At 67.9% G+C, this 19,328-nt stretch carries 17 protein-coding genes; 16 read left to right on the forward strand and 1 reads right to left on the reverse strand.

What is annotated here, in order from left to right:
• The first annotated feature begins 75 nt into the window (after positions 1-75).
• Positions 76-897 carry an SDR family oxidoreductase gene (locus CJ010_RS12190; RefSeq protein ID WP_141018281.1) on the forward strand — a complete coding sequence of 274 codons (822 nt, stop codon included), beginning with the start codon at positions 76-78 and terminating at the stop codon, positions 895-897.
• Between the two features lie 28 nt (positions 898-925).
• The gene (locus CJ010_RS12195; RefSeq protein WP_168224944.1) at positions 926-2,161 is read left to right on the forward strand and encodes a Bcr/CflA family efflux MFS transporter; all 1,236 of its coding nucleotides are present in this window, start codon (positions 926-928) and stop codon (positions 2,159-2,161) included.
• Positions 2,162-2,282: 121 nt separating this feature from the next.
• On the opposite strand, the gene CJ010_RS12200 is transcribed toward CJ010_RS12195, so the two are convergent.
• Positions 2,283-3,185 (reverse strand): LysR substrate-binding domain-containing protein, encoded by a 903-nt coding sequence (locus tag CJ010_RS12200; protein WP_141018283.1) that lies wholly within the window; start codon positions 3,183-3,185, stop codon positions 2,283-2,285.
• A gap of 369 nt (positions 3,186-3,554) precedes the next feature.
• Here CJ010_RS12200 and CJ010_RS12205 point away from each other — a divergent pair, with 369 nt between their 5' ends.
• From CJ010_RS12205 to CJ010_RS12270, 14 genes are all read left to right on the forward strand, one after another.
• Positions 3,555-5,243 (forward strand): DUF1302 domain-containing protein, encoded by a 1,689-nt coding sequence (locus tag CJ010_RS12205; protein WP_141018284.1) that lies wholly within the window; start codon positions 3,555-3,557, stop codon positions 5,241-5,243.
• A gap of 29 nt (positions 5,244-5,272) precedes the next feature.
• Positions 5,273-6,625: a DUF1329 domain-containing protein gene (locus tag CJ010_RS12210; protein ID WP_141018285.1), complete on the forward strand. Its 1,353-nt coding sequence runs from the start codon at positions 5,273-5,275 to the stop codon at positions 6,623-6,625.
• A gap of 92 nt (positions 6,626-6,717) precedes the next feature.
• Entirely contained in the window at positions 6,718-7,833 is a 1,116-nt protein-coding gene (locus CJ010_RS12215) for a YCF48-related protein (RefSeq protein ID WP_141018286.1), read from the forward strand.
• The gene (locus CJ010_RS12220) at positions 7,833-10,223 is read left to right on the forward strand and encodes an RND family transporter (RefSeq protein WP_141018287.1); all 2,391 of its coding nucleotides are present in this window, start codon (positions 7,833-7,835) and stop codon (positions 10,221-10,223) included. The genes CJ010_RS12215 and CJ010_RS12220 overlap by 1 nt, the downstream gene beginning before the upstream one ends.
• 19 nt (positions 10,224-10,242) lie before the next feature.
• Positions 10,243-10,692, forward strand: coding sequence for a universal stress protein (locus tag CJ010_RS12225; RefSeq protein WP_141018288.1), 450 nt, complete (start codon positions 10,243-10,245; stop codon positions 10,690-10,692).
• 4 nt (positions 10,693-10,696) lie between these two features.
• Positions 10,697-12,169: a methyl-accepting chemotaxis protein gene (locus CJ010_RS25285; RefSeq protein WP_240794576.1), complete on the forward strand. Its 1,473-nt coding sequence runs from the start codon at positions 10,697-10,699 to the stop codon at positions 12,167-12,169.
• A gap of 93 nt (positions 12,170-12,262) precedes the next feature.
• The gene (locus CJ010_RS12235) at positions 12,263-13,948 is read left to right on the forward strand and encodes a sigma-54-dependent Fis family transcriptional regulator (RefSeq protein ID WP_141018289.1); all 1,686 of its coding nucleotides are present in this window, start codon (positions 12,263-12,265) and stop codon (positions 13,946-13,948) included.
• Between the two features lie 510 nt (positions 13,949-14,458).
• Positions 14,459-14,776 (forward strand): 2Fe-2S iron-sulfur cluster-binding protein, encoded by a 318-nt coding sequence (locus CJ010_RS12240; protein ID WP_141018290.1) that lies wholly within the window; start codon positions 14,459-14,461, stop codon positions 14,774-14,776.
• A 36-nt stretch (positions 14,777-14,812) separates the two neighbouring features.
• The gene (locus tag CJ010_RS12245) at positions 14,813-15,748 is read left to right on the forward strand and encodes a catechol 2,3-dioxygenase (protein WP_141018291.1); all 936 of its coding nucleotides are present in this window, start codon (positions 14,813-14,815) and stop codon (positions 15,746-15,748) included.
• A 1-nt stretch (position 15,749) separates the two neighbouring features.
• Positions 15,750-16,010: a phenol hydroxylase subunit gene (locus CJ010_RS12250; protein ID WP_065340347.1), complete on the forward strand. Its 261-nt coding sequence runs from the start codon at positions 15,750-15,752 to the stop codon at positions 16,008-16,010.
• A 45-nt stretch (positions 16,011-16,055) separates the two neighbouring features.
• Positions 16,056-17,048 carry a phenol hydroxylase gene (locus CJ010_RS12255; protein ID WP_065340348.1) on the forward strand — a complete coding sequence of 331 codons (993 nt, stop codon included), beginning with the start codon at positions 16,056-16,058 and terminating at the stop codon, positions 17,046-17,048.
• Positions 17,049-17,056: 8 nt separating this feature from the next.
• Positions 17,057-17,326 (forward strand): MmoB/DmpM family protein, encoded by a 270-nt coding sequence (locus CJ010_RS12260; protein ID WP_011765580.1) that lies wholly within the window; start codon positions 17,057-17,059, stop codon positions 17,324-17,326.
• A gap of 16 nt (positions 17,327-17,342) precedes the next feature.
• Positions 17,343-18,860, forward strand: a complete 1,518-nt coding sequence (locus tag CJ010_RS12265; RefSeq protein WP_141018292.1) for a YHS domain-containing protein — start codon at positions 17,343-17,345, stop codon at positions 18,858-18,860.
• Positions 18,861-18,939: 79 nt separating this feature from the next.
• Positions 18,940-19,296: a phenol hydroxylase subunit P4 gene (locus tag CJ010_RS12270; protein ID WP_141018293.1), complete on the forward strand. Its 357-nt coding sequence runs from the start codon at positions 18,940-18,942 to the stop codon at positions 19,294-19,296.
• Positions 19,297-19,328: the final 32 nt, after the last annotated feature.

The raw sequence follows: 19,328 nt of genomic DNA on the forward strand, positions 1-19,328 counted from the left end.
TATAAATCAAAGATGATGATCGTCATCTAAGTGCCGTGAGCGAACCCGCTTCCAACCCCGTCCAGGAGATCGAACATGAACGAACACAATCCGCAGGGCCGTGCGCTGATCACCGGAGCTTCGTCCGGCATCGGTGCGACCTACGCCGAACGCCTTGCTCAACGCGGCTACGACCTGATCCTGGCCGCGCGCGACCCGGGCCGTCTCGAGGCGGTGGCGCAACGCTTGCGGCGGGACACCGGTGTTGCGGTGGACGTTCTGTCGGCCGACCTCACCGCGGCCGCGGACCTCGAACGCGTCGTGCAGCGCCTGCGCGACGACGGCCGGATTTCCATGCTGGTGAACAACGCGGGCATCGCCGCCAGCGGACCGGTCGTGGGTGCCGACCCGCGCGAGACGGCTGCGATGATCGCGCTCAACACGCTTGCGCCTACCCAGCTGGCGCTGGCCGCAGCGAGCGCCTTCGCCGCGCGGGGCGAGGGCAGCATCATCAACATCGCCTCGGTACTGGCGCTGGCGCCGGAACTGTTCAACGGCGTCTATGGCGCGACCAAGGCCTATGTGCTCAATTTCAGCCTGTCGCTTCAGCAGGAACTCGCAGCGCGTGGCGTACGCGTGCAGGTCGTGCTTCCCGGCGTGACGCGTACCGAACTCTGGTCGCGCTCCGGCACCGACATTGCCAGCCTGCCGGCGGAAATGGTGATGGACGTCGACGAGATGGTCGACGCCGCGCTGGCCGGATTCGACCTCGGCGAAACCGTCACGATTCCGTCACTCCCCGACGCGTCGGAATGGGAGGCGCTGACGAATCTGCGCCGCAGTCTTGCGCCGCGGCTTTCGCTCGCCCACGCCGCACCGCGCTATGCGCGGGTGGCTGCCGATCTCGTCGAGCGGTGAATGCCGCCGGCCGACCGAGGAGACAGCCATGACTGCCTTTGCCGCACCGGCGCCGTCGATGGCGCCTCCACCTCGCCTGCTCCTGCTGCTGGTGATCGTGCTGACGGGCTTGGGCGACCTGTCCACCCAGATCTACGTGCCAGTGCTCCCCACGATCGCCAGCCGATTCGGCGTCGACAAGGAAGCGGTCCAGCACACCCTGACCGCTTTCGTCCTCGCCTTCGGGCTGGGGCAACTGGTCTGGGGCCCGTTGTCGGACCGCTTCGGCCGCCGCCGTGTGCTGATGAGCGGACTTGCGCTCTATCTCGCCGGGTGCGCAGCCTGCTTCCTGGCCGGTTCGACCTGGTCGCTGACGGCGGCACGTTTCGCCCAGGGCGCCGGCGCTGCCGCCGCGATCGTGCTGGCCCGCGCCATCACCCGTGATGCCTGGGGGGCGAAAGCCGGCCCGGTAATGATGCTGGGCACCCTGGTGATCGGCGTGTGCGTGATGGTTTCGCCGCTGCTGGGCAGCATGCTGGCGACCCTGCCGACGGGTTGGCAGACCGCCTTCATCTTCCTGTTCGCGCTGGCGACGGTCGTACTCGCTTACGTATGGCTGGGCTTCGAGGAGACGCACCACGCACGCGACCCGCAGGCCGTCCATGTCCCGAGGCTGTTGTCGAACTACCGCGAACTGATGGGCGACCGCCAGTACGCCAGCTTTGCGCTCGCCCTGGCCTTCACCTACGGCGCGCTGTTCGCCTTCATTTCCAGTGCGCCGCTGTACGTGGTGGGCAAGCTCGGCCATACGCCGGGCGAATACGGGATGTTCTTCTTCCTGATCGTGACGGGGCTGTGTGTCGGGGTGTTGGCCGCTCGCCCACTGTCGCAGCGCTGGGGTTTTGCGCGCACCCTGCGGATCGGGCTCGGGCTCAGCCTTGCGTCCGCGGTGTTCGCCTTGACGCTCGCCCTGACAGACGCGACGACGCTGGCGAGCCTGCTGCTGCCGCAACTGGGCTTGACCCTGGGGGCAGGCCTGGTGATCCCGAGCGCGGTCGCCGGCGCGGTGATGCCGCAGGCCCATCGTTCCGGCCTCGCGGCCGGCCTGCTTGGCTTTCTGCAGATGCTCGGTGGCGCGCTGTTCGGCTATCTTGCGGTCCGCTTCTATGCGGGCACGCCGGTTGCGATGCTGGGCATCCAGGTTGGCGCGCTCGCGCTGGCCTTCGGAACCGCGCTGGCGGTGGGTAGCCGCCCAGCGCAGGCCGGGCTGCGCGCAGTCTCCTGAGGCAAGGGCGGGACATTCCCGCCCGGTCTGTCTGCCTCCGGGCTGCAGATTTCGACGCGCCGGGGGCGGCCCGCCGCCGGCTGTTCCGGCTTCCCATCGGGCGCGCAACATCCCGCTGGCTTCACCGCTCCTCGGCATTCAAAGGCGTGTTCCGTATCGACCTGAGGAAGGTGCTCAGGATGGGCGACTGGTCGTCCGCTCGATAGATGCAGCTGAGATCCACGCAAGCATCCTCGGGCGCATCCTCGAAGGGGATGTAGACCACGCCTGGAAAGTTCAGCGTGGTGGCCGACTCAGGGACCACGCAGACGCCGAAGCCGCTGGCCACCAGCGCCACGCCGGTGACGGCATCCCCGACCTCCTGGGCGATTTCCGGCACGAAGCCACGCGCTTCGCACAGGCTGAGCACCTTGTCGACGAAGTTGGGCCGCGCGCCGGACGGGAACAGGATCACCGGGCGCTGGGCGAGCACGTCGAAGCGCAGCGCTGCCAGCGCCGCCAGCGGGTCGTTCAGGTTCACCGCCAGCAGCAGCGACTCGGTGGCGATCACCTCGCTGCACAGGTCGGGCAGTGGCCCGAGCATGCGGTTGAAGCCCACCGTGATGCGGTTCTGCCGCAGCGCGGAGATCTGCTCGGCCTTGGTCATGGTGTGCAGAACCACGTTCACGTCCGGGTATTCGTTGCGGAAGTTCAGGATCAGCTTGGGAATGCGGTCGAGGATGGCCGAGCCGAAGATCGCCACGTCCAGGCGCCCGAGCTTGCCCTGGCCGGCGCGCTGGGTGCGCTCGGTGGCCTGCTCGATGAGCGCGCGGATGTTGCGCGCCTCGGTCAGGAACAGCGCGCCCGCCTGGGTCAGCTCCATGCCGCGCGGCGTGCGCACGAAGAGCTGGGTATCGAGTTCCTCCTCCAGTTGCTGGATCTGCCGGGTCAGCGGCGGCTGCGACATGTGCAGCCGGGTGGCGGCACGGCCGATGTTGGCCTCCTCGGCGACGGCGATGAAGTAGCGGATCTGGCGGATATCCATGGGCGGCGTTCCCGGTTGGGTGAGGCGTGGATATTGATCATACCGCGAAGGTATTACGCGAGCCTTGAATTGGTATTGGACGGTAATGAGGCGCGCCGGTAAGTTTTCCTCATGGCGGCAGGGCTGGAAGGTGGGGCCGGGCTGGCAAGAACGAAAGCTGATGGTGATGAAGGTTGGGGTGAGGTGGTTTGGCCGCTGCGGTTTTGACTCCCTCCCCTTCAAGGGGAGGGTTGGGGTGGGGATGGGGTCAGGCGCCGCGAGTGCTCCAACCCCATCCCCATCCCCGCCTTCCCCTTGAAGGGGAAGGAGAAAGTCCACGCGGCTCTCCGTCCTCGTCGCCATCAGCAAAAACAACTACAGGAGGAAGACATGGCGTTTGAATCAAGGCAGGCCGTCCGTCCGGGCTTGGTCCGTTGCAGCAGGCTGGTCCAGGCCCTGGCCGTCGCGTTCGGCGGGCTGTTGCCGGCGGTCGCCGCTGCCGCGACCATCGACACCGGCAATCCGGACGTGGTGCTGCGCTGGGACAACACGGTGAAGTACAGCGCCGCATGGCGGCTACGCGGGGCGGATGGCGACGTCGCCGACAACTCCATCGGCCCGCAGGCCAACACCAATGACGGCGATCTCAACTTCGGACGCGGGCTGATCTCCAACCGGCTCGACCTGCTGACCGAACTCGACTTCCGCTACAAGCGCGACTATGGCTTTCGCCTGAGCGGCGCCGGCTGGTACGACAGCGTCTATCACCGCAGCAACGACAATCCGGGCGCCCTCGGTGGCGCGCTGGTCAATTCGCGCTCGGCCGACTACGACGAATTCACCCGTTCCACCCGCAAGCTGCACGGCCAGTACGCCGAGGTGCTGGACGCCTTCGCCTACGCCAACCTCAGCCCGGGCGACATGAACGTCAACGTCAAGGCCGGGCGCTTTACCCAGCTTTACGGCGAGAGCCTGTTCTTCGGTTCCAACGGCATTGCCGCGGCGCAGACCTCGCTCGACCTGATCAAGGCGCTGTCGGTGCCCAACTCGCAGTTCAAGGAGATCCTGCGGCCGATCGGGCAGATCTCCGGCCAGGTGCAGATCAACCCGAACGTCACCCTTGGCGCCTACTACCAGTTCGAGTGGCGCAAGACGCGCCTGCCGGCGGCGGGCAGCTATTTCAGCTTTGCCGATTTCGTGGATAACGGCGGTGAGTCGCTGATCCTCGGGCCGGGCGCTGTCGCCTACCGCGGCAAGGACATCGAGGCGCGGGATTCGGGGCAGGGCGGGGTGCAGCTGCGGCTGAAGCTCGACGACACCGAGTTCGGCCTTTACGCCGCGCGTTATCACGACAAGATGCCGCAGTTCTACGTGCGCCCCGGCGTGAATGCGCATGGCGGCAGCATCGGCGACTACGTGCAGGTCTTCGGTGAGAACATCCGCATGGTGGGCGCCAGCTTCAGCACCCTGCTGGGCGACACCAACGTGGCCGGCGAACTCTCCTTCCGCGACAACATGCCGCTGGTGGCGAGCGGCAACACCGTGATCCTGCCGGGCAACATCACCGCCAACGGCGACGGCCGCGCCGCCTACCCGGTGGGCAAGACCCTGCACCTCAACCTGTCGGCGCTCGCCGTACTGGCGGCCAGCCCGCTGTGGGACGGCGCCTCCTTCATCGGCGAATTCGCCTTCAACCGCCGGCTGTCGATCAGCAAGAACGCCGACCAACTCGATCCGCGCGCCACCCGCGACGCCAGCGCGCTGCAGTTCATCTTCCAGCCGGAGTACTTCCAGGTCATGCCGGGGCTGGACCTGCAGGTGCCGATCGGCGTGAGCTACGGCATCTCCGGGCGCAGCTCGGTCAACGGCGCGCTGTTCCCCTCGGAGCACGGCGGCAACATCTCGATCGGGGTGAAGGGCGACTACCAGAAGACCTGGCAGGCCAGCGTGAACTACACGCACTACATCGGCTCCGCCGGTTCGGTGATCCGCTACAACACCGCGGTGCCCGAGCTTTCCTACCAGAACTTCCACGGCGACCGCGACTTCATCTCGCTCTCCGTGCAGCGCACGTTCTGAACACGACTACAACGACTGGAGACAAGACCATGTTGCGCATGAAGATGCTGTGCATCGCCATCGGCGGACTGCTCGCAATCGCACCGCAGGCCCAGGCCGCGGTGACCGAGGCCGAGGCCGCCGCCCTCAAGACCACGCTGACGCCGCTGGGCGGCGAGCGCGCCGGCAACAAGGACGGCAGCATTCCCGCCTGGACCGGCGGCCAGACCAAGCCGGTGGCCGGCAACAAGCTCGGCGACATCCCGACGCAGTTCCTCGCCAGCGAGAAACCGCTGCTGCAGATCACCGCCAAGAACGCCGCCCAGTACGCCGACAAGCTCAGCGAGGGCACCCGGCTGCTGCTCGCCAAGTACCCGGACAGCTTCCGCGTCGACGTCTACCCGACCCAGCGCACCGCCGCCGCGCCCCAGCACGTCTATGACAACGCCTTCAAGAACGCCACGCGCTGTTCGCTGAAGGACGAGAAGCGCTCGCTGGAAGGCTGCTTCGGCGGCACGCCGTTTCCGATTCCCAGGGACGGCGCGGAGGTCATCTGGAACTACCTGATGCGGGTCGAGGCGGAATCCATCGAGTACCGCTTCAAGAACATCGTCGGCAACGCCGACGGCAGCCACACCCTGGCGACGCGCAACGACATCTCCTTCCAGTACCCGTTCTATTACAAGGACGGCACGCCGGAACGCTGGTCGGGCGAGTACGCGATGTTCCGCTTCAACACACTGGAACCGCCGTTCAAGGCCGGCGAGTCGCTCGTCATCCGCGACACCATCGACCCCGCCAACCCCCGCCAGGCGTGGCAGTACCTGGTCGGCCAGCGCCGCGTGCGGCGCGCGCCCACGGTGGCCTACGACACGCCCGACTTCGTCGCCTCCGGCGCCAACTACTTCGACGAGGTGCAGGGCTTTTTCGGTGCGATGGACCGCTACGACTGGAAGATCGTCGGCAAGAAGGAGCTGTACGTGCCGTACAACGCCAACGGCCTGATCGGCGCGAAGCTCGACGACGCCGTCGCCAAACACCACCTCAATCCCGACCACGTGCGCTGGGAGCTGCACCGGGTGTGGGAGGTGGAAGCGACCGTCGCCGCCGGCAAGCGCCACGCCGTGCCCAAGCGCCGCTTCTACTTCGACGAGGACAGCTGGCTGCTGCTGCTGATGGACGGCTACGACGCCGAGGGCAAGCTGTGGCGCACCACCCAGGTGACGCCCTTCGTAGTGCCGAGCGTGCCCGCCACGCTGGTCAAGACCGCCACCGTGTTCAACCTGCAGGCCGGCACCATGAGCGTGATCCAGGCGCTCAACGGCGAGGACTTCCGCGTCGTGCCGCGCAAGAGCGAGAACTTCTTCACCGGGGATGCGGTCGCGGCCGAGGCCGTGCGCTGATCCTGTCTGCTTCAGCGGTCCCTCCGCGGCCCTTCGGCGGCTGCGGACGCCGCGCTGAGCCGGCCATCGCCGGCGCCAGGGAACACGACATCATGAACACCAGAATCTCTACCCGGCGGCGGGTCGGGGCGGCCTTGCTCGCCCTCGGCCTGGGCCTGCCGCCGCTGCATGCGGCCACTCCGGAAGCGCCTCCCGCCGCGCGCTTCGATCTGCTCGAACGGCCGGCGGCCAGCTCGCCGCGCGCCAACACCGCGCTGCTGCTGGCAATCACCCGCGCCGGCGACCGCCTGGTGGCGGTGGGCGAGCGCGGCACGGTGCTGCTGTCCGACGACAACGGCGCGCGCTGGCGGCAGGCCGACGCGGTGCCGGTGAGCGTGGCGCTGACCAATGTGCACTTCGCCGATGCGCAGCACGGCTGGGCGGTGGGGCATGGCGGAGTGGTGCTGCATAGCGCCGACGGCGGCAAAACCTGGGCGCGCCAGCTCGACGGCCGCCAGGCGGCGCAGCGCGTGCTGGAAGCCGCGCAGGCCGCCGCCACGGGCGATGCCGCCGGCGCGCGCCGGCTGGCGGATGCGCAGCGTCTCGTCGACGACGGCCCCGACAAGCCGCTGCTCGACGTGCATTTCGTCGATGCGCAGCGCGGCTTCGTCGTCGGCGCCTACGGCCTGGCGCTGGCGACCGAGGACGGCGGCCGCAGCTGGCACTCGATCATGGACCGCATCGGCGACCCGCGCGGCCGCCATCTTTACGCCATCGCCCGCCAGGGTGCGCGCCTGCTGGTGGTGGGCGAGCAGGGCGCGATGTTCGCGTCGGAAGACGGCGGCGCCAGCTTCGCGCCGCTCGCCTCGCCCTACAACGGCACCTTCTTCGGCGCGCTGCTCGCCGGCGACGGCGCGGTGGTGTTCGGCCTGCGCGGCAACCTCTTCCACCAGCCCGCGCCCGGCGCCACGTGGAGCAAGGTGAACACCGGCCGCGGCGAGTCGGTGATCGCCGGCACGCGGCTCGCCGACGGCGCGCTGGTGCTGGTGGACGAGGCCGGCCGCCTGCTGCGCAGCAGCGACGGCGGCGCCCGCTTCGAAGAACAGCCGGCCAGCGCCGGGCCGCGCTTCACCGCGCTCGCCGAAGGCGCCGACAAGACCCTGGTGATGGCCAGCGTGCGCGGCCCGCTGCGCCTCGCCCCGATTGATTCCAGTACGGAAGGCAAGTGATGAACCCCAGTCATACCGGCGCCGCCGATGCCGTGGTGATGCGCCTCGAAGACTTCGACCGCGAGTCCGGTTCGCGCATCGAGCGCCTGCTGTTCAACCATCGCCTGGTGGTCGTCGCGCTGTGCGCGCTGGCGACGCTGGTGCTGGCGTGGCAGATCGGCGGCCTGCGGCTCAACGCGGCGTTCGAGAAGATGATTCCGACGCAGCACGCCTACATCGCCAACTTCCTCGACAACCGCGCGCAACTGGCCGGCGTCGGTAACACGCTGCGGATTGCGGTGGAAAGCACCGACGGCAGCATCTTCACGCCGGAATACCTCGACACCCTGCGCAAGATCACCGACGAGCTGTTCCTGTTTCCGGAGGTGGACCGGCCCTTCATGAAGTCGCTGTGGACGCCGGCGGTGCGCTGGACCGGCGTCACCGAAGACGGGCTGGACGGCGGGCCGGTGATCCCGGACGACTACGACGGCTCGCCGGCCAGCGTCGAGCAGGTGCGGCTCAATGTCGAACGCTCCGGCGAGATCGGCCAGCTGGTGGCGGGCAACTTCGCCTCCAGCATCATCCTGGTGCCGCTGCAGGAAGCGCGTGCCGACGGGGCAGGGCGCATCGACTACGGCGACCTCGGCCAGCGCCTGGAAGAACTGCGCCAGCGCTACGACGGCCAGCATGTGCGCATCCACATCACCGGCTTCGCCAAGGTGGTGGGCGACCTGATCGACGGCCTGCGCCAGGTGGCGCTGTTCTTCCTGCTCGCCATCGGCATCTGCACCGCGGTGCTGTACTGGTACACCCGCTGCGTGCGCAGCACCGTGCTGGTGGTGGCGTGCTCGGTGGTGGCGGTGGTGTGGCTGCTCGGGCTGCTGCCCACGCTCGGCTACGAGCTGGACCCGTATTCGGTGCTGGTGCCCTTCCTGGTGTTCGCCATCGGCATGAGCCACGGCGCGCAGAAGATGAACGGCATCATGCAGGACATCGGCCGCGGCACCCACAAGCTGGTCGCCGCCCGCTTCACCTTCCGCCGCCTGATCCTCGCCGGCGTCACCGCGCTGCTGGCGGATGCGGTCGGTTTCGCGGTGCTGATGGTGATTCGCATCCAGGTCATCCAGGACCTCGCCGTCACCGCCAGCATCGGCGTAGCGGTGCTGATCTTCACCAACCTGGTGCTGCTGCCCATCCTGCTGTCCTACACCGGGGTCAGCCCGGAAGCGGCGCGCCGCAGCCTGAAGGCCGAGTTGCTGGAGGCGGCCGACAGCGCGCATCGCAAGCATCCGTTCTGGGCCTTCCTCGACCTCTTCACCCAGCGCAAGTGGGCGGGCATTGCGGTGGCCGTGGCGGCGGTGATGGGCGTCGCCGGCCTGGTGCTCAGCTTCCAGCTCAAGATCGGCGACACCGACCCCGGCGCGCCGGAGCTGCGCGCGGATTCCCGCTACAACCGCGACAACAGCTACATCGTCGCCAACTACGCCGCCGGCAGCGATGTGTACATCGTCATGGTGAAGACGCCGCAATACGGCTGCGCCGCTTACGACACGCTGATGGGCGTGGATGCGCTGGAGCTGGCGCTGCAGCAGCTGCCGGGGGTGGAATCGACCAAGTCGCTCGCCGGGCTAGCCAAGGTGTCGGCCGCCGGCATGAACGAAGGCAGCCTGAAGTGGTATGAGGTGCCGCGCTCGCAGGGCGTGCTCAACGCCATCATCACCCGCGCGCCGCGCGAGATGTTCAACCAGAACTGCGACCTGCTCACCGTCTATGCCTACCTCAAGGACCACAAGGCGGACACGCTGGCGAGCGTGGTCGACGCGGTCGAGACCTTCGCCGCGCAGTACGGCAATGGCGAAGTGCGCTACCTCAACGCCGCCGGCAACGCCGGCATCGAGGCCGCGACCAACATCGTGGTGCGGCAGGCCAACCGCCAGATGTTGCTGCTGGTGTATGCGGCGGTCACGGTGCTTGCCTTCATCACCTTCCGCTCGTGGCGGGCGGTGCTGTGCGCGGTGCTGCCGCTGGCGCTGACCTCGGTGCTGTGCGAGGCGCTGATGGTGTGGCTCAACATCGGCGTGAAGGTGGCCACGCTGCCGGTGATCGCGCTGGGCGTCGGCATCGGCGTGGATTACGCGCTGTACGTGATGACGGTGACGCTGGCGCGCATGCGCGACGGCATGAGTTTGTCCGAGGCCTACTACAAGGCGCTCACCTTCACCGGCAAGGTGGTGGTGCTGACTGGCGTCACGCTGGGCATCGCGGTGGCGACCTGGGCGTTTTCGCCGATCAAGTTCCAGGCCGACATGGGCATCCTGCTCGCCTTCATGTTCATCTGGAACATGCTCGGCGCGCTGATCCTGCTGCCCGCGCTCGGACATTTCCTGCTGCGCCCCAAGGCCGCCTGACCCACGCGAGGATCAACCCATGTACCAACACATCTTTGTCCCGCTGGACGGTTCCGCCATCTCCGCCGCGCTGACGCGGCAGGCGCTGGATTTCGCCGCCGCGGTCGGCGCCCGTGTCACCTTCTTCCACGCGGTGGCCGACTTCGGCGCCACCGATGCCGGCGCGCTGGAGCGCAGCCTGGACCCGGCCGCCTTCGCCCAGCGCCTGGCCGACGAGGCGCGCGCAGTGCTGGAGCCGGCGGAGCAGGCCGGCGCCGCCGCCGGCATTCCGTGGCGGGCGCTGTGGGCGGTGTCCGACCATCCGCACCAGGCCATCCTGCAGCAGGCGGAAAAGCTCGGCGCCGACCTGATCTTCATTGCCTCGCACGGCCGCAGCGGACTGCAGCGGCTGGTGCTCGGCTCCGAGACCGCGCGGTTGCTGGCGGAAGCCCGGCTGCCGGTGCTGGTTGCCCGCGTTGCGCAGGACTAGCGCGGTGGCCGGCGGAACGGGCGGCCGCGCGGCGCAGGCGTCGCTGTTGCTGGCTGGGTTGACGGCGACCGGCCTGGGCGGCGCCGTGGGTGGCAGCGCGGGCTGGGCGGCGGTTGCGCTCGGCGTCGTCTGCGCGCTGGCGGCGCTGTGGATGGCGTGGAACGCGCACCGGCGGGTGGGCGGGGCGGTGGATGCGATCCGCGCGCTGCTGGAAGACCCGCAGGCGATTGCGGACCCCGCGGCCTCGGTGGCGCGCCTGAACGAACTGCTGGCAGACAAGGTGGGTTACGCCACCCGCATGGGTGGGCTGGCGCGAGAACTCGCCGCCTTCAGCGGCAGCCAGGTGTCGACCTTCACCGAGGTGGTGGACGCCACCGACCGCCAGGCCGCGCTGGCGCGCGAGGCGGTCGGCAGCGTGGTGGCGATGGCGGGCGCGGCCGACGACGTGGCGGCGGGCGCGGCGCATCTGGTGGGCCTCGCCACCCAGGTCAGCAGCCATGCGGCCAATGGCGGCGAGCGGGTGGCGCGGGTGGCCGCCGGGGTGAAGGAACTCGCCGAGGTGGTCGCCGGTGTCGGCCGCGAGTTCGACGGCCTGCGCGGCCAGGTGGCGCGCATCGGCGAGATCGTCCGCATCATCCAGGAGATCGCCGGGCAGACCAATCTGCTGGCGCTCAATGCCGCCATCGAGGCGGCCCGCGCCGGCGAGCAGGGTCGCGGCTTCGCGGTGGTGGCGGACGAGGTGCGCAAGCTCGCCGAACGCACCGCGACGGCGACCGTCAGCGTCGACGAAATCATCGACGGCATCGGCCGCGGTTTCGACCATCTCAAGCATGGCATCGACGCGGTGACCGGCATGGCGCACGACGGCGTCGCCCGCAGCGGCGAGGCGATGGCGACGCTGGAAGGCATCGCCGCTGCCGCGCGCGACAGTGAAAGCGCGGTGGCCGAGATCGCCGCGCGCGCCACCGCCGGGGCCCAGACCGGCGGCGTGGTGGTCGAGGCGATGACCGGCGTCGACAGCCTGGCGCGCATGCTCGACGACCGCATCACCCTCTGCAACGACGGCCTGCGCGGGCTGATGCTCAAGCTGGTCGACATGAAGGCGCTGGCCGGCCGGCTGGAGGTGCAGCACGACGCGCTGGGCGCGGTGCTGGACGCGATCGAGGAAACCCGGGTGAACAACATCATGGTGCTCAACGCGCGCACACCGGAGCAGGCGCTGCCGCATATCGAACGCATCGAAGTGCTGGACGGCGAGATGGACATCCAGCTCGCCCGCCTGGATGCGGCGGCCTTGGCGCTGCCGTTGCGCACACTGCGCGACAGGCTGGCCGCCTACCGCCGGGTGCGCGACGACGCGCTCGCCCATGCGCGACGTGGCGATCTTGAGCAGACGCGCAAGCTGGCGCCGGCCCAGGTGCGGCCCGCTTACCAGGCGGTGAAGGAGGCCTATGCCGCGCTCGCCGCTGCGGCGTGATGCCGGGCGGGACTATCACGTTCGCGGTAGAGTGCGAGGCACATGGATGAACACGGTCAGGCCCCCGGCAGAGGGGCGCGACCCGGAGGCGTGATGGGGACTGAAAAACAGGGGCTGGTCGAGCAGTTCAACCTGCGCTCGCGGCTGCGCTTCGATATCGACGGCGGCAACATCTGGCTGGATGAGAGCCGCATGTTGCTGCTGCACGCCCAGGCGATGGGCGCCTTGCGCAGCGAGCTGTTCCGCTCGCTGGGCGTGGAGCGCGCGCGCGGCCTGCTGGTGCGCATGGGCTTCGTCTCCGGGCAACAAGACGCCGACCTCGCGCGCAAGCTGTTCGGCAACGGCGAACCCTACGACGTGTTCCGCCTCGGGCCGGAACTGCACGCCTTCGAAGGCCTGGTGCGGGCGCGCATCCGCGACGCGAAGCTGGACTGGGAAAAAGGCAGCTTCGTCGGCGACGTCACCTGGGAGAACTCCTGGGAGGCGGAGTCGCACATCCGCGAATTCGGTGTCGGCGACGATCCGGTGTGCTGGAGCCTGATCGGCTATGCCTCCGGTTATGTCACCCGCTTCTTCAACCGCTTCGTGGTGTTCCGCGAGACGCACTGCGTCGGCAAGGGCGACGAACAATGCGTGCTGGTCGGCAAGCCGGCCGAGGACTGGGACAACGCCGACGGCTACCTCGACTACTTTCGCCCCGGCAACATCGAGGGCGAACTCGCCGAACTGCGCGAGGAACTGGCGCGCCTGCGGGCCTCGCTCGGCGGCGCCTGCCGGCGCGACGACCTGATCGGCAATTCGCCCGCCTTCGAGGCCGCCTTCGACCTGGTTCGCAAGGCCGCGGGCAGCACCATCAACGTGCTGCTGCTCGGCGAAACCGGCGTCGGCAAGGAAGTCTTCGCGCGCTGGCTGCATGCCCACAGCGACCGCGCCGACAAGCCCTTCATCGCGATCAACTGCGCGGCGATCCCGCACGACCTGATCGAAGCCGAGTTGTTCGGCGTGCAGAAGGGCGCCTACACCGGCGCCCAGCAATCCCGCGCCGGCCGCTTCGAGCGCGCCGACGGCGGCACGCTGTTCCTCGACGAGGTCGGCGACCTGTCGCCGGCGGCGCAGGTGAAACTGCTGCGGGTGCTGCAATCCGGCGAGGTGGAACGCCTCGGCGACGACCAGACGCGCAAGGTGAACGTGCGCCTGGTGGCGGCCACCAACGTCAATCTGCCGCAGGCGATCCGCCAGGGCAGCTTTCGCGCCGACCTCTACTACCGGCTGGCCACCTACCCGGTGGCTATCCCGCCGCTGCGCGACCGCCGCAGCGACATCCCGCTGCTCGCCCAGGCCCTGCTGGGCAAGTACGAGGCGGTCTATCACAAGAAGCTGCAGGGCATCACCGACCGCGCCATCCGCGCGCTGGTCGATTACCCCTGGCCGGGCAACGTGCGCGAACTGGAAAACGTGATCGAACGCGGCGTGCTACTGGCACCGCCCGGCGGACGGCTGGAGGAACAGCACCTGTTCGCCGGCGCGGAGTCGGTGGTGCCGGCGGGCGTGGAACTCGATACCGGCGGGCATCTGTGCGATGCGCGGGAGAGTTCGCACAACAAGCTGTGCGAGGCGCTGCTGAAGGAGGGCTTCAACCTCGAAGCGCACGAGGCGCGGCTGATCGAACTCGCCGTGCAGCAGGCCAAGGGGAATCTCACCCATGCGGCCAGGGCGCTGGGGATTACGCGGCGGCAGCTGGCTTATCGGTTGAAACAGAACACGGCCGCGGCGGAGTAGGGGAGGGGGTCGGTCGCGGGGTTCAGGTACAGGGTTTCTCGCGGGTCTTGGCGCATTTGGATACGCCCCATCGGTTCGGAGCCGATGGGGCGTTTTGCATTTATTCCCTCCCCTTCAAGGGGAGGGCTAGGGTGGGGATGGGGTTAATCGGCGCCCGTTAGAACCCCATCCCCACCCCCGCCCTCCCCTTGAAGGGGAGGGAGCAAATCGGTCCAGCTCAACCGCTTCTGGTTCGCACTCCCTTGAAGGGGAGGGGGCAAAGCCCTTCACCCCTGCTGCAGTGCACCTCGACGTTTTTGTCCACCAAAACCCCCGCCTTACCAATTTGTAAGGCCCATCCTCGTCCCATTCCCCACCCCATTTCCTGCCTCGTTCTCCACTCCCAATAAAAACAACAACTTAAGCTCCATGGCACGCCCTCTGCATTAACAGTCCTTACCTACCCATCAGCCGAGCTAATCCAAACCTCGGCGTGACAAAAAAGGGCAGGGCAGACAAAGGAGGCCTTACATGGGTGTGAGCGTGCATATCGAAGACACCGGCGAGCAGTACGACTGCGTGCCGGGTGAATCCCTGCTGAAGGCGATGCTGCGGCTGGGGCGGCGGGGGATTCCGTCCGGCTGCCACGGTGGCGGCTGCGGGGTCTGCAAGGTGGAGATCACCCGCGGCGCGGTGACCACCGGGGTGATGAGCCGCGCCCATGTCAGCGCCGACGAGGAGGCGCGCGGCTGCCTGCTCGCCTGCAAGGCCTATCCGCTTTCCGACGTTTCATTGCGTGTGCTGGGCCGCATGCACAAGAACGTCTGCCGCCCGGCCGCCAAGGGCTGAGCGGCGTTTCATTCCAATAACGAGGAGGAGTACCAGATGGCATTGACTGGCGTACTGCGCCCGGGTCACGCGCAATTGCGCGTGCTGAACCTGGAAGAGGGTGTGCACCACTACCGCGACGTGCTCGGCATGGTGGAAACCGGCCGCGACGAACAAGGCCGGGTGTATCTGAAGTGCTGGGACGAGCGCGACCACAACAGCCTGGTGCTGCGCGAGGCCGACCGGGCCGGGATCGACTTCGTCGGCTTCAAGGTGCTGGACAAGGCGACGCTCGACAAGCTGGAAGGCGACCTGCGCGCCTACGGTCTCGCCACCGAGCGCATCCCCGCCGGCGAGCTGCTGGCGACCGGCGAGCGGGTGCGCTTCCGCCTGCCGTCCGGACACGACATCGAGCTTTATGCAGAGAAGCAGGCGGTGGGCAACGGCCTGCAGGTGCTCAACCCGGCGCCGTGGACCAAGGCCTCCGAGAACGGCATCGCCCCGGTGCGCCTGGATCACTGCCTGCTCTACGGCCCCAACATCGCCGAGGTGCAGAAAATCTTCTGCGACGTGCTCGGCTTTTACCTGGTGGAGCGGGTGCTGACGCCGGACGGCGCGGGCAACGCGGCGATCTGGATGTCGTGCTCGCACAAGGTGCACGACATCGCCTTCGTCGAGCACCCGGAGCCGGGCAAGCTGCACCACCTGTCCTTCCTGCTCGAAAGCTGGGAAGAGGTGCTGCGCGCCGGCGACATCATGGCCATGAACAACGTGCAGGTGGATATCGGCCCCACCCGCCACGGCGTCACCCGCGGCTGCACGATCTACGCCTGGGACCCCTCCGGCAACCGCTTCGAGACCTTCATGGGCGGCTACCAGCCCTACCCGGACTACGAGCCCACCACCTGGACCTTCGACGGGCTGGGCGCCGGCGGCGGGCTGGACTACCCGCAGCGCAAGCTGCACGAGAGCTTCCTGAGCGTGGTGACCTGAGATGGAACGACCCCTTTCCTTCGACACCACCCGCCGCTACGTCCGCGTCACCGGCGAGCGTCCCGACGGCTTTGTCGAGTTCGACTTCGCCGTCGGCGAGCCGGAGATCTTCGTCGAGATGATCCTGCCGCCGGCCGCCTTCGCCGAGTTCTGCCACGCCAACCGCGTCGAGCACTTGGACGCCGCGGCGGGCGAGGGCGGTGCCGACGACTGGAACTGGCGCCTCGCCGACGCCACCCGCACCCGCTTCAAGCCGCAGTAACCCACAACAGGACGCCGCCACAGCGCGTCCGCCAAGGAGACATCCATGCAGATCGACCTGCGCACGGTCAGCATCCAGCCGTTGCGGAACACCTTCGACCACCTCGCGCGCCGCTTCGGCGACAAGCCGGCCTCGCGCTACCAGGAGGCGAGCTATGACATCCAGGCCGCCGAGAACCTGCACTACCGCCCCACCTGGGCGCCGGAGCAGCAGCTTTACGACGCTTCCATCACCAGGATCGTGATGCAGGACTGGTATGCGCTGAAGGACCCGCGCCAGTACTACTACAACACCTACACCCTGGCCCGCGCCCGCCAGCAGGACACCGCCGAGGCCAATTTCGAGTTCGTCGATAGCCGCGGCCTCGCCGACATGCTGCCCGAGGCGCTGCGCAACACCGCGCTGGCGGTGCTGGTGCCGCTGCGCCACGCCGCCTGGGGGGCGAACCAGCACAACAGCTTCATCTGCGGCTACGGCTACGGGGCCGCCTTCACCCAGCCCTGCATGTACCACGCGATGGACAACCTCGGCATCGCCCAGTACCTGTCGCGCCTCGGCCTGCTGCTGGGCGGCACCGAGGCGCTGGAAGCCGGCAAGCGCGCGTGGATGGATGGCGCCGCCTGGCAGCCGCTGCGCCGCTATGTCGAGGACTGCCTGGTGGTGCGCGACCCCTTCGAACTCTTCATCGCCCAGAACCTGGCGCTGGACGGCCTGCTGTATCCGCTGATCTACGAACGCATCGTCGATGACGAACTCTCGGTGCGCGGCGGCTCGGCGGTGGCGATGCTCACCCAGTTCATGACCGACTGGTTCGCCGAGACGCGCAAGTGGGTGGATGCGGTGGTGAAAGTCGCGGCTGCCGAATCCGCCCACAACCAGGCGCAGATCAACGAATGGGTGCAGGCGTGGAGCAGCCGCGCGGCGGCGGCGCTGCTGCCGGTGGTTGAGCTTGCGCTCGGCGCCCAGGCGGACGAGGCCGTCTGCGAACAGCTCGCGGGCCTGAAGCAGCGGCTCGACAAGATCGGCATCACCCTCTGAGGCACGCCATGTCCACCGTATTCATCGCCCTGCAAGCCAACGAAGAAACCCGCCCGATCATCGACGCCATCGAACTCGACAACCCCAAGGCGGTGGTCCATCGCCAGCCGGCGATGGTGAAGATCGACGCCCCCGACGAACTCGTGATCCGCAAGCAGACCATCGAAGAGCAGCTCGGCCGCGCCTTCGACCTGCAGGAATTGCAGATCAACCTGATCACCCTCTCGGGCAACGTCGATGAAGACGACGAAACCCTGACCCTGCGCTGGAACAGCTGACCCCCGGAGACCCGCCATGGACATGAAAGTCGACAAGAAAAAGCTCAACCTCAAGGACAAGTACAAGCTGCTGACCCGCGACCTGGGCTGGGAGCCGAGCTACCACAGTAAGGACGAGATCTACCCGTATGTGAAGTACGAGGGCCTGAAGGTCCACGACTGGGACAAGTGGGAAGACCCCTTCCGCCTGACCATGGACGCCTACTGGAAGTACCAGGCCGAGAAGGAGCGCAAGTTCTACGCGATCATCGACGCCCACACCCAGAACAACGGCCACCTCAACATCACCGACGCGCGCTACCTCACCGCGCTGAAGATCTTCCTGCAGGCGATCAGCCCGGGCGAATACGCCGCGCACCGTGGCTTCGCCCGCGTCGGGCGGGAGTTCGCCGGGGTCGGCACGCAGGTGGCCTGCCAGATGCAGGCCATCGACGAGATCCGCCACGCGCAGACGCAGATCCACGCGATGTCCAACTACAACCGCTACTACAACGGCTTCCACGCCTTCGCGGACGCCCGCGACCGCATCTGGTACACCTCGGTGGCGCGCTCCTTCTTCGACGACGCGATGTCGGCCGGCCCGTTCGAATTCATGATCGCGATCGGCTTCAGCTTCGAATACGTGCTGACCAACCTGCTGTTCGTGCCCTTCATGTCCGGCGCCGCCTACAACGGCGACATGGCCACGGTCACCTTCGGCTTCTCGGCGCAGTCGGACGAAGCACGTCATATGACGCTGGGCCTGGAGTGCATCAAGTTCATGCTGGAGCAGGACCCGGACAACCTGCCCATCGTGCAGGAATGGATAGACAAGTGGTTCTGGCGCGGCTTCCGCGTACTCGGGCTGGTGAGCACGATGATGGATTACATGCTGCCCAAGCGCGTGATGTCCTGGCGCGAGGCCTGGGAGATCTACGGCGTGGAAAACGGCGGCGCGCTGTTCCGCGACCTGGCGCGCTACGGCATCCGCCCGCCCAAGGGCTGGGACGACGCCGAAAAGGCCATCGACCACATGTCGCACCAGTTGATGCTGGGCCTGTACCAGTGGAGCTTCGGCACCGCCTTCCACAGCTGGATTCCGTCCGACGAGGACATGGACTGGCTGTCGGCCAAGTACCCGGCCACCTTCGACAAGTACTACCGCCCGCGCTGGAACCACATCAAGAAGCTCGCCGCCGCCGGCACGCCGTACAAGAACTTCGGCCTCGCCAAGCTGTGCCAGTGCTGCCAGCTGCCCATCGTGTTCACCGAGCCCGACGACCCGACCATGCTCTGCAACCGCGAAACCACCTACAAGGGCGAGAAGTACCACTTCTGCTCCGACGGCTGCCAGGACGTGTTCGAGCGCGAGCCGGAGAAGTACATCCAGGCCTGGCTGCCGATGCCGGCGCTGTTCCAGGAACAGCAGGGCGACATCGGCGCATGGATGGCGTGGGTGAGCCTGGGCGACGGCGTCGATAACGGCGACTACGCCGGCTCCGCCGACCAGCGCAACTTCCAGCAATGGCGCGGGCTGGCGACCTCCAACCAGTAAGCCGCCCATCCCACGAATCGCAGCTTCCGCCCCGGGGCCAGCGCCCCCGGGTGGGAGCACTCACGCCCGGAGAATCGAAATGCCCGTAACCGCCATCAAGGAATACGTCGCCGTGCCGCGCGACCAGGTCGCCAACTTCCACGGCAAGCAGCTCGTGTATGTGAGCTGGGACCGCCACCTGCTGTTCGCCGCCCCCTTCCTGATCTGCCTGCCGCCGGAAACCCCGTTCCGCGAGCTCGTCGAAGGCCCGCTGAAGGCGCTGGTCTCGCCCGACCCGGATGCCGCCGCCATCGACTGGCAGCGCGTCGAATGGCTGAAATCCAACCAGCCGTGGACGCCGGACTTCGACGCCAGCCTCGCCGCCAACGGCATCGGCCACAAGGACCAGCTGCGCATGCGCACCGCCGGCCCCAACAGCCTGGCCCCGGTCGCCTGAGCACCGCGGCGGGCCGCGAGCAGCGCGCCCGC

The sequence above is a fragment of the Azoarcus sp. DD4 genome, from assembly GCF_006496635.1.
Lineage (GTDB): Bacteria > Pseudomonadota > Gammaproteobacteria > Burkholderiales > Rhodocyclaceae > Azoarcus.

Bases quoted from the DNA above. Each gene is read 5' to 3' on its own strand.
- CJ010_RS12265 (WP_141018292.1), top strand. From the start codon at position 17,343: ATGGACATGAAAGTCGACAAGAAAAAGCTCAACCTCAAGGACAAGTAC.
- CJ010_RS12240 (WP_141018290.1), top strand. From the start codon at position 14,459: ATGGGTGTGAGCGTGCATATCGAAGACACCGGCGAGCAGTACGACTGC.
- CJ010_RS12255 (WP_065340348.1), top strand. From the start codon at position 16,056: ATGCAGATCGACCTGCGCACGGTCAGCATCCAGCCGTTGCGGAACACC.
- CJ010_RS12210 (WP_141018285.1), top strand. From the start codon at position 5,273: ATGTTGCGCATGAAGATGCTGTGCATCGCCATCGGCGGACTGCTCGCA.
- CJ010_RS12260 (WP_011765580.1), top strand. From the start codon at position 17,057: ATGTCCACCGTATTCATCGCCCTGCAAGCCAACGAAGAAACCCGCCCG.
- CJ010_RS12220 (WP_141018287.1), top strand. From the start codon at position 7,833: ATGAACCCCAGTCATACCGGCGCCGCCGATGCCGTGGTGATGCGCCTC.
- CJ010_RS12250 (WP_065340347.1), top strand. From the start codon at position 15,750: ATGGAACGACCCCTTTCCTTCGACACCACCCGCCGCTACGTCCGCGTC.
- CJ010_RS12225 (WP_141018288.1), top strand. From the start codon at position 10,243: ATGTACCAACACATCTTTGTCCCGCTGGACGGTTCCGCCATCTCCGCC.
- CJ010_RS12235 (WP_141018289.1), top strand. From the start codon at position 12,263: ATGGGGACTGAAAAACAGGGGCTGGTCGAGCAGTTCAACCTGCGCTCG.
- CJ010_RS12215 (WP_141018286.1), top strand. From the start codon at position 6,718: ATGAACACCAGAATCTCTACCCGGCGGCGGGTCGGGGCGGCCTTGCTC.
- CJ010_RS12190 (WP_141018281.1), top strand. From the start codon at position 76: ATGAACGAACACAATCCGCAGGGCCGTGCGCTGATCACCGGAGCTTCG.
- CJ010_RS12195 (WP_168224944.1), top strand. From the start codon at position 926: ATGACTGCCTTTGCCGCACCGGCGCCGTCGATGGCGCCTCCACCTCGC.
- CJ010_RS12245 (WP_141018291.1), top strand. From the start codon at position 14,813: ATGGCATTGACTGGCGTACTGCGCCCGGGTCACGCGCAATTGCGCGTG.
- CJ010_RS12270 (WP_141018293.1), top strand. From the start codon at position 18,940: ATGCCCGTAACCGCCATCAAGGAATACGTCGCCGTGCCGCGCGACCAG.
- CJ010_RS12205 (WP_141018284.1), top strand. From the start codon at position 3,555: ATGGCGTTTGAATCAAGGCAGGCCGTCCGTCCGGGCTTGGTCCGTTGC.
- CJ010_RS12200 (WP_141018283.1), bottom strand. From the start codon at position 3,185: ATGGATATCCGCCAGATCCGCTACTTCATCGCCGTCGCCGAGGAGGCC.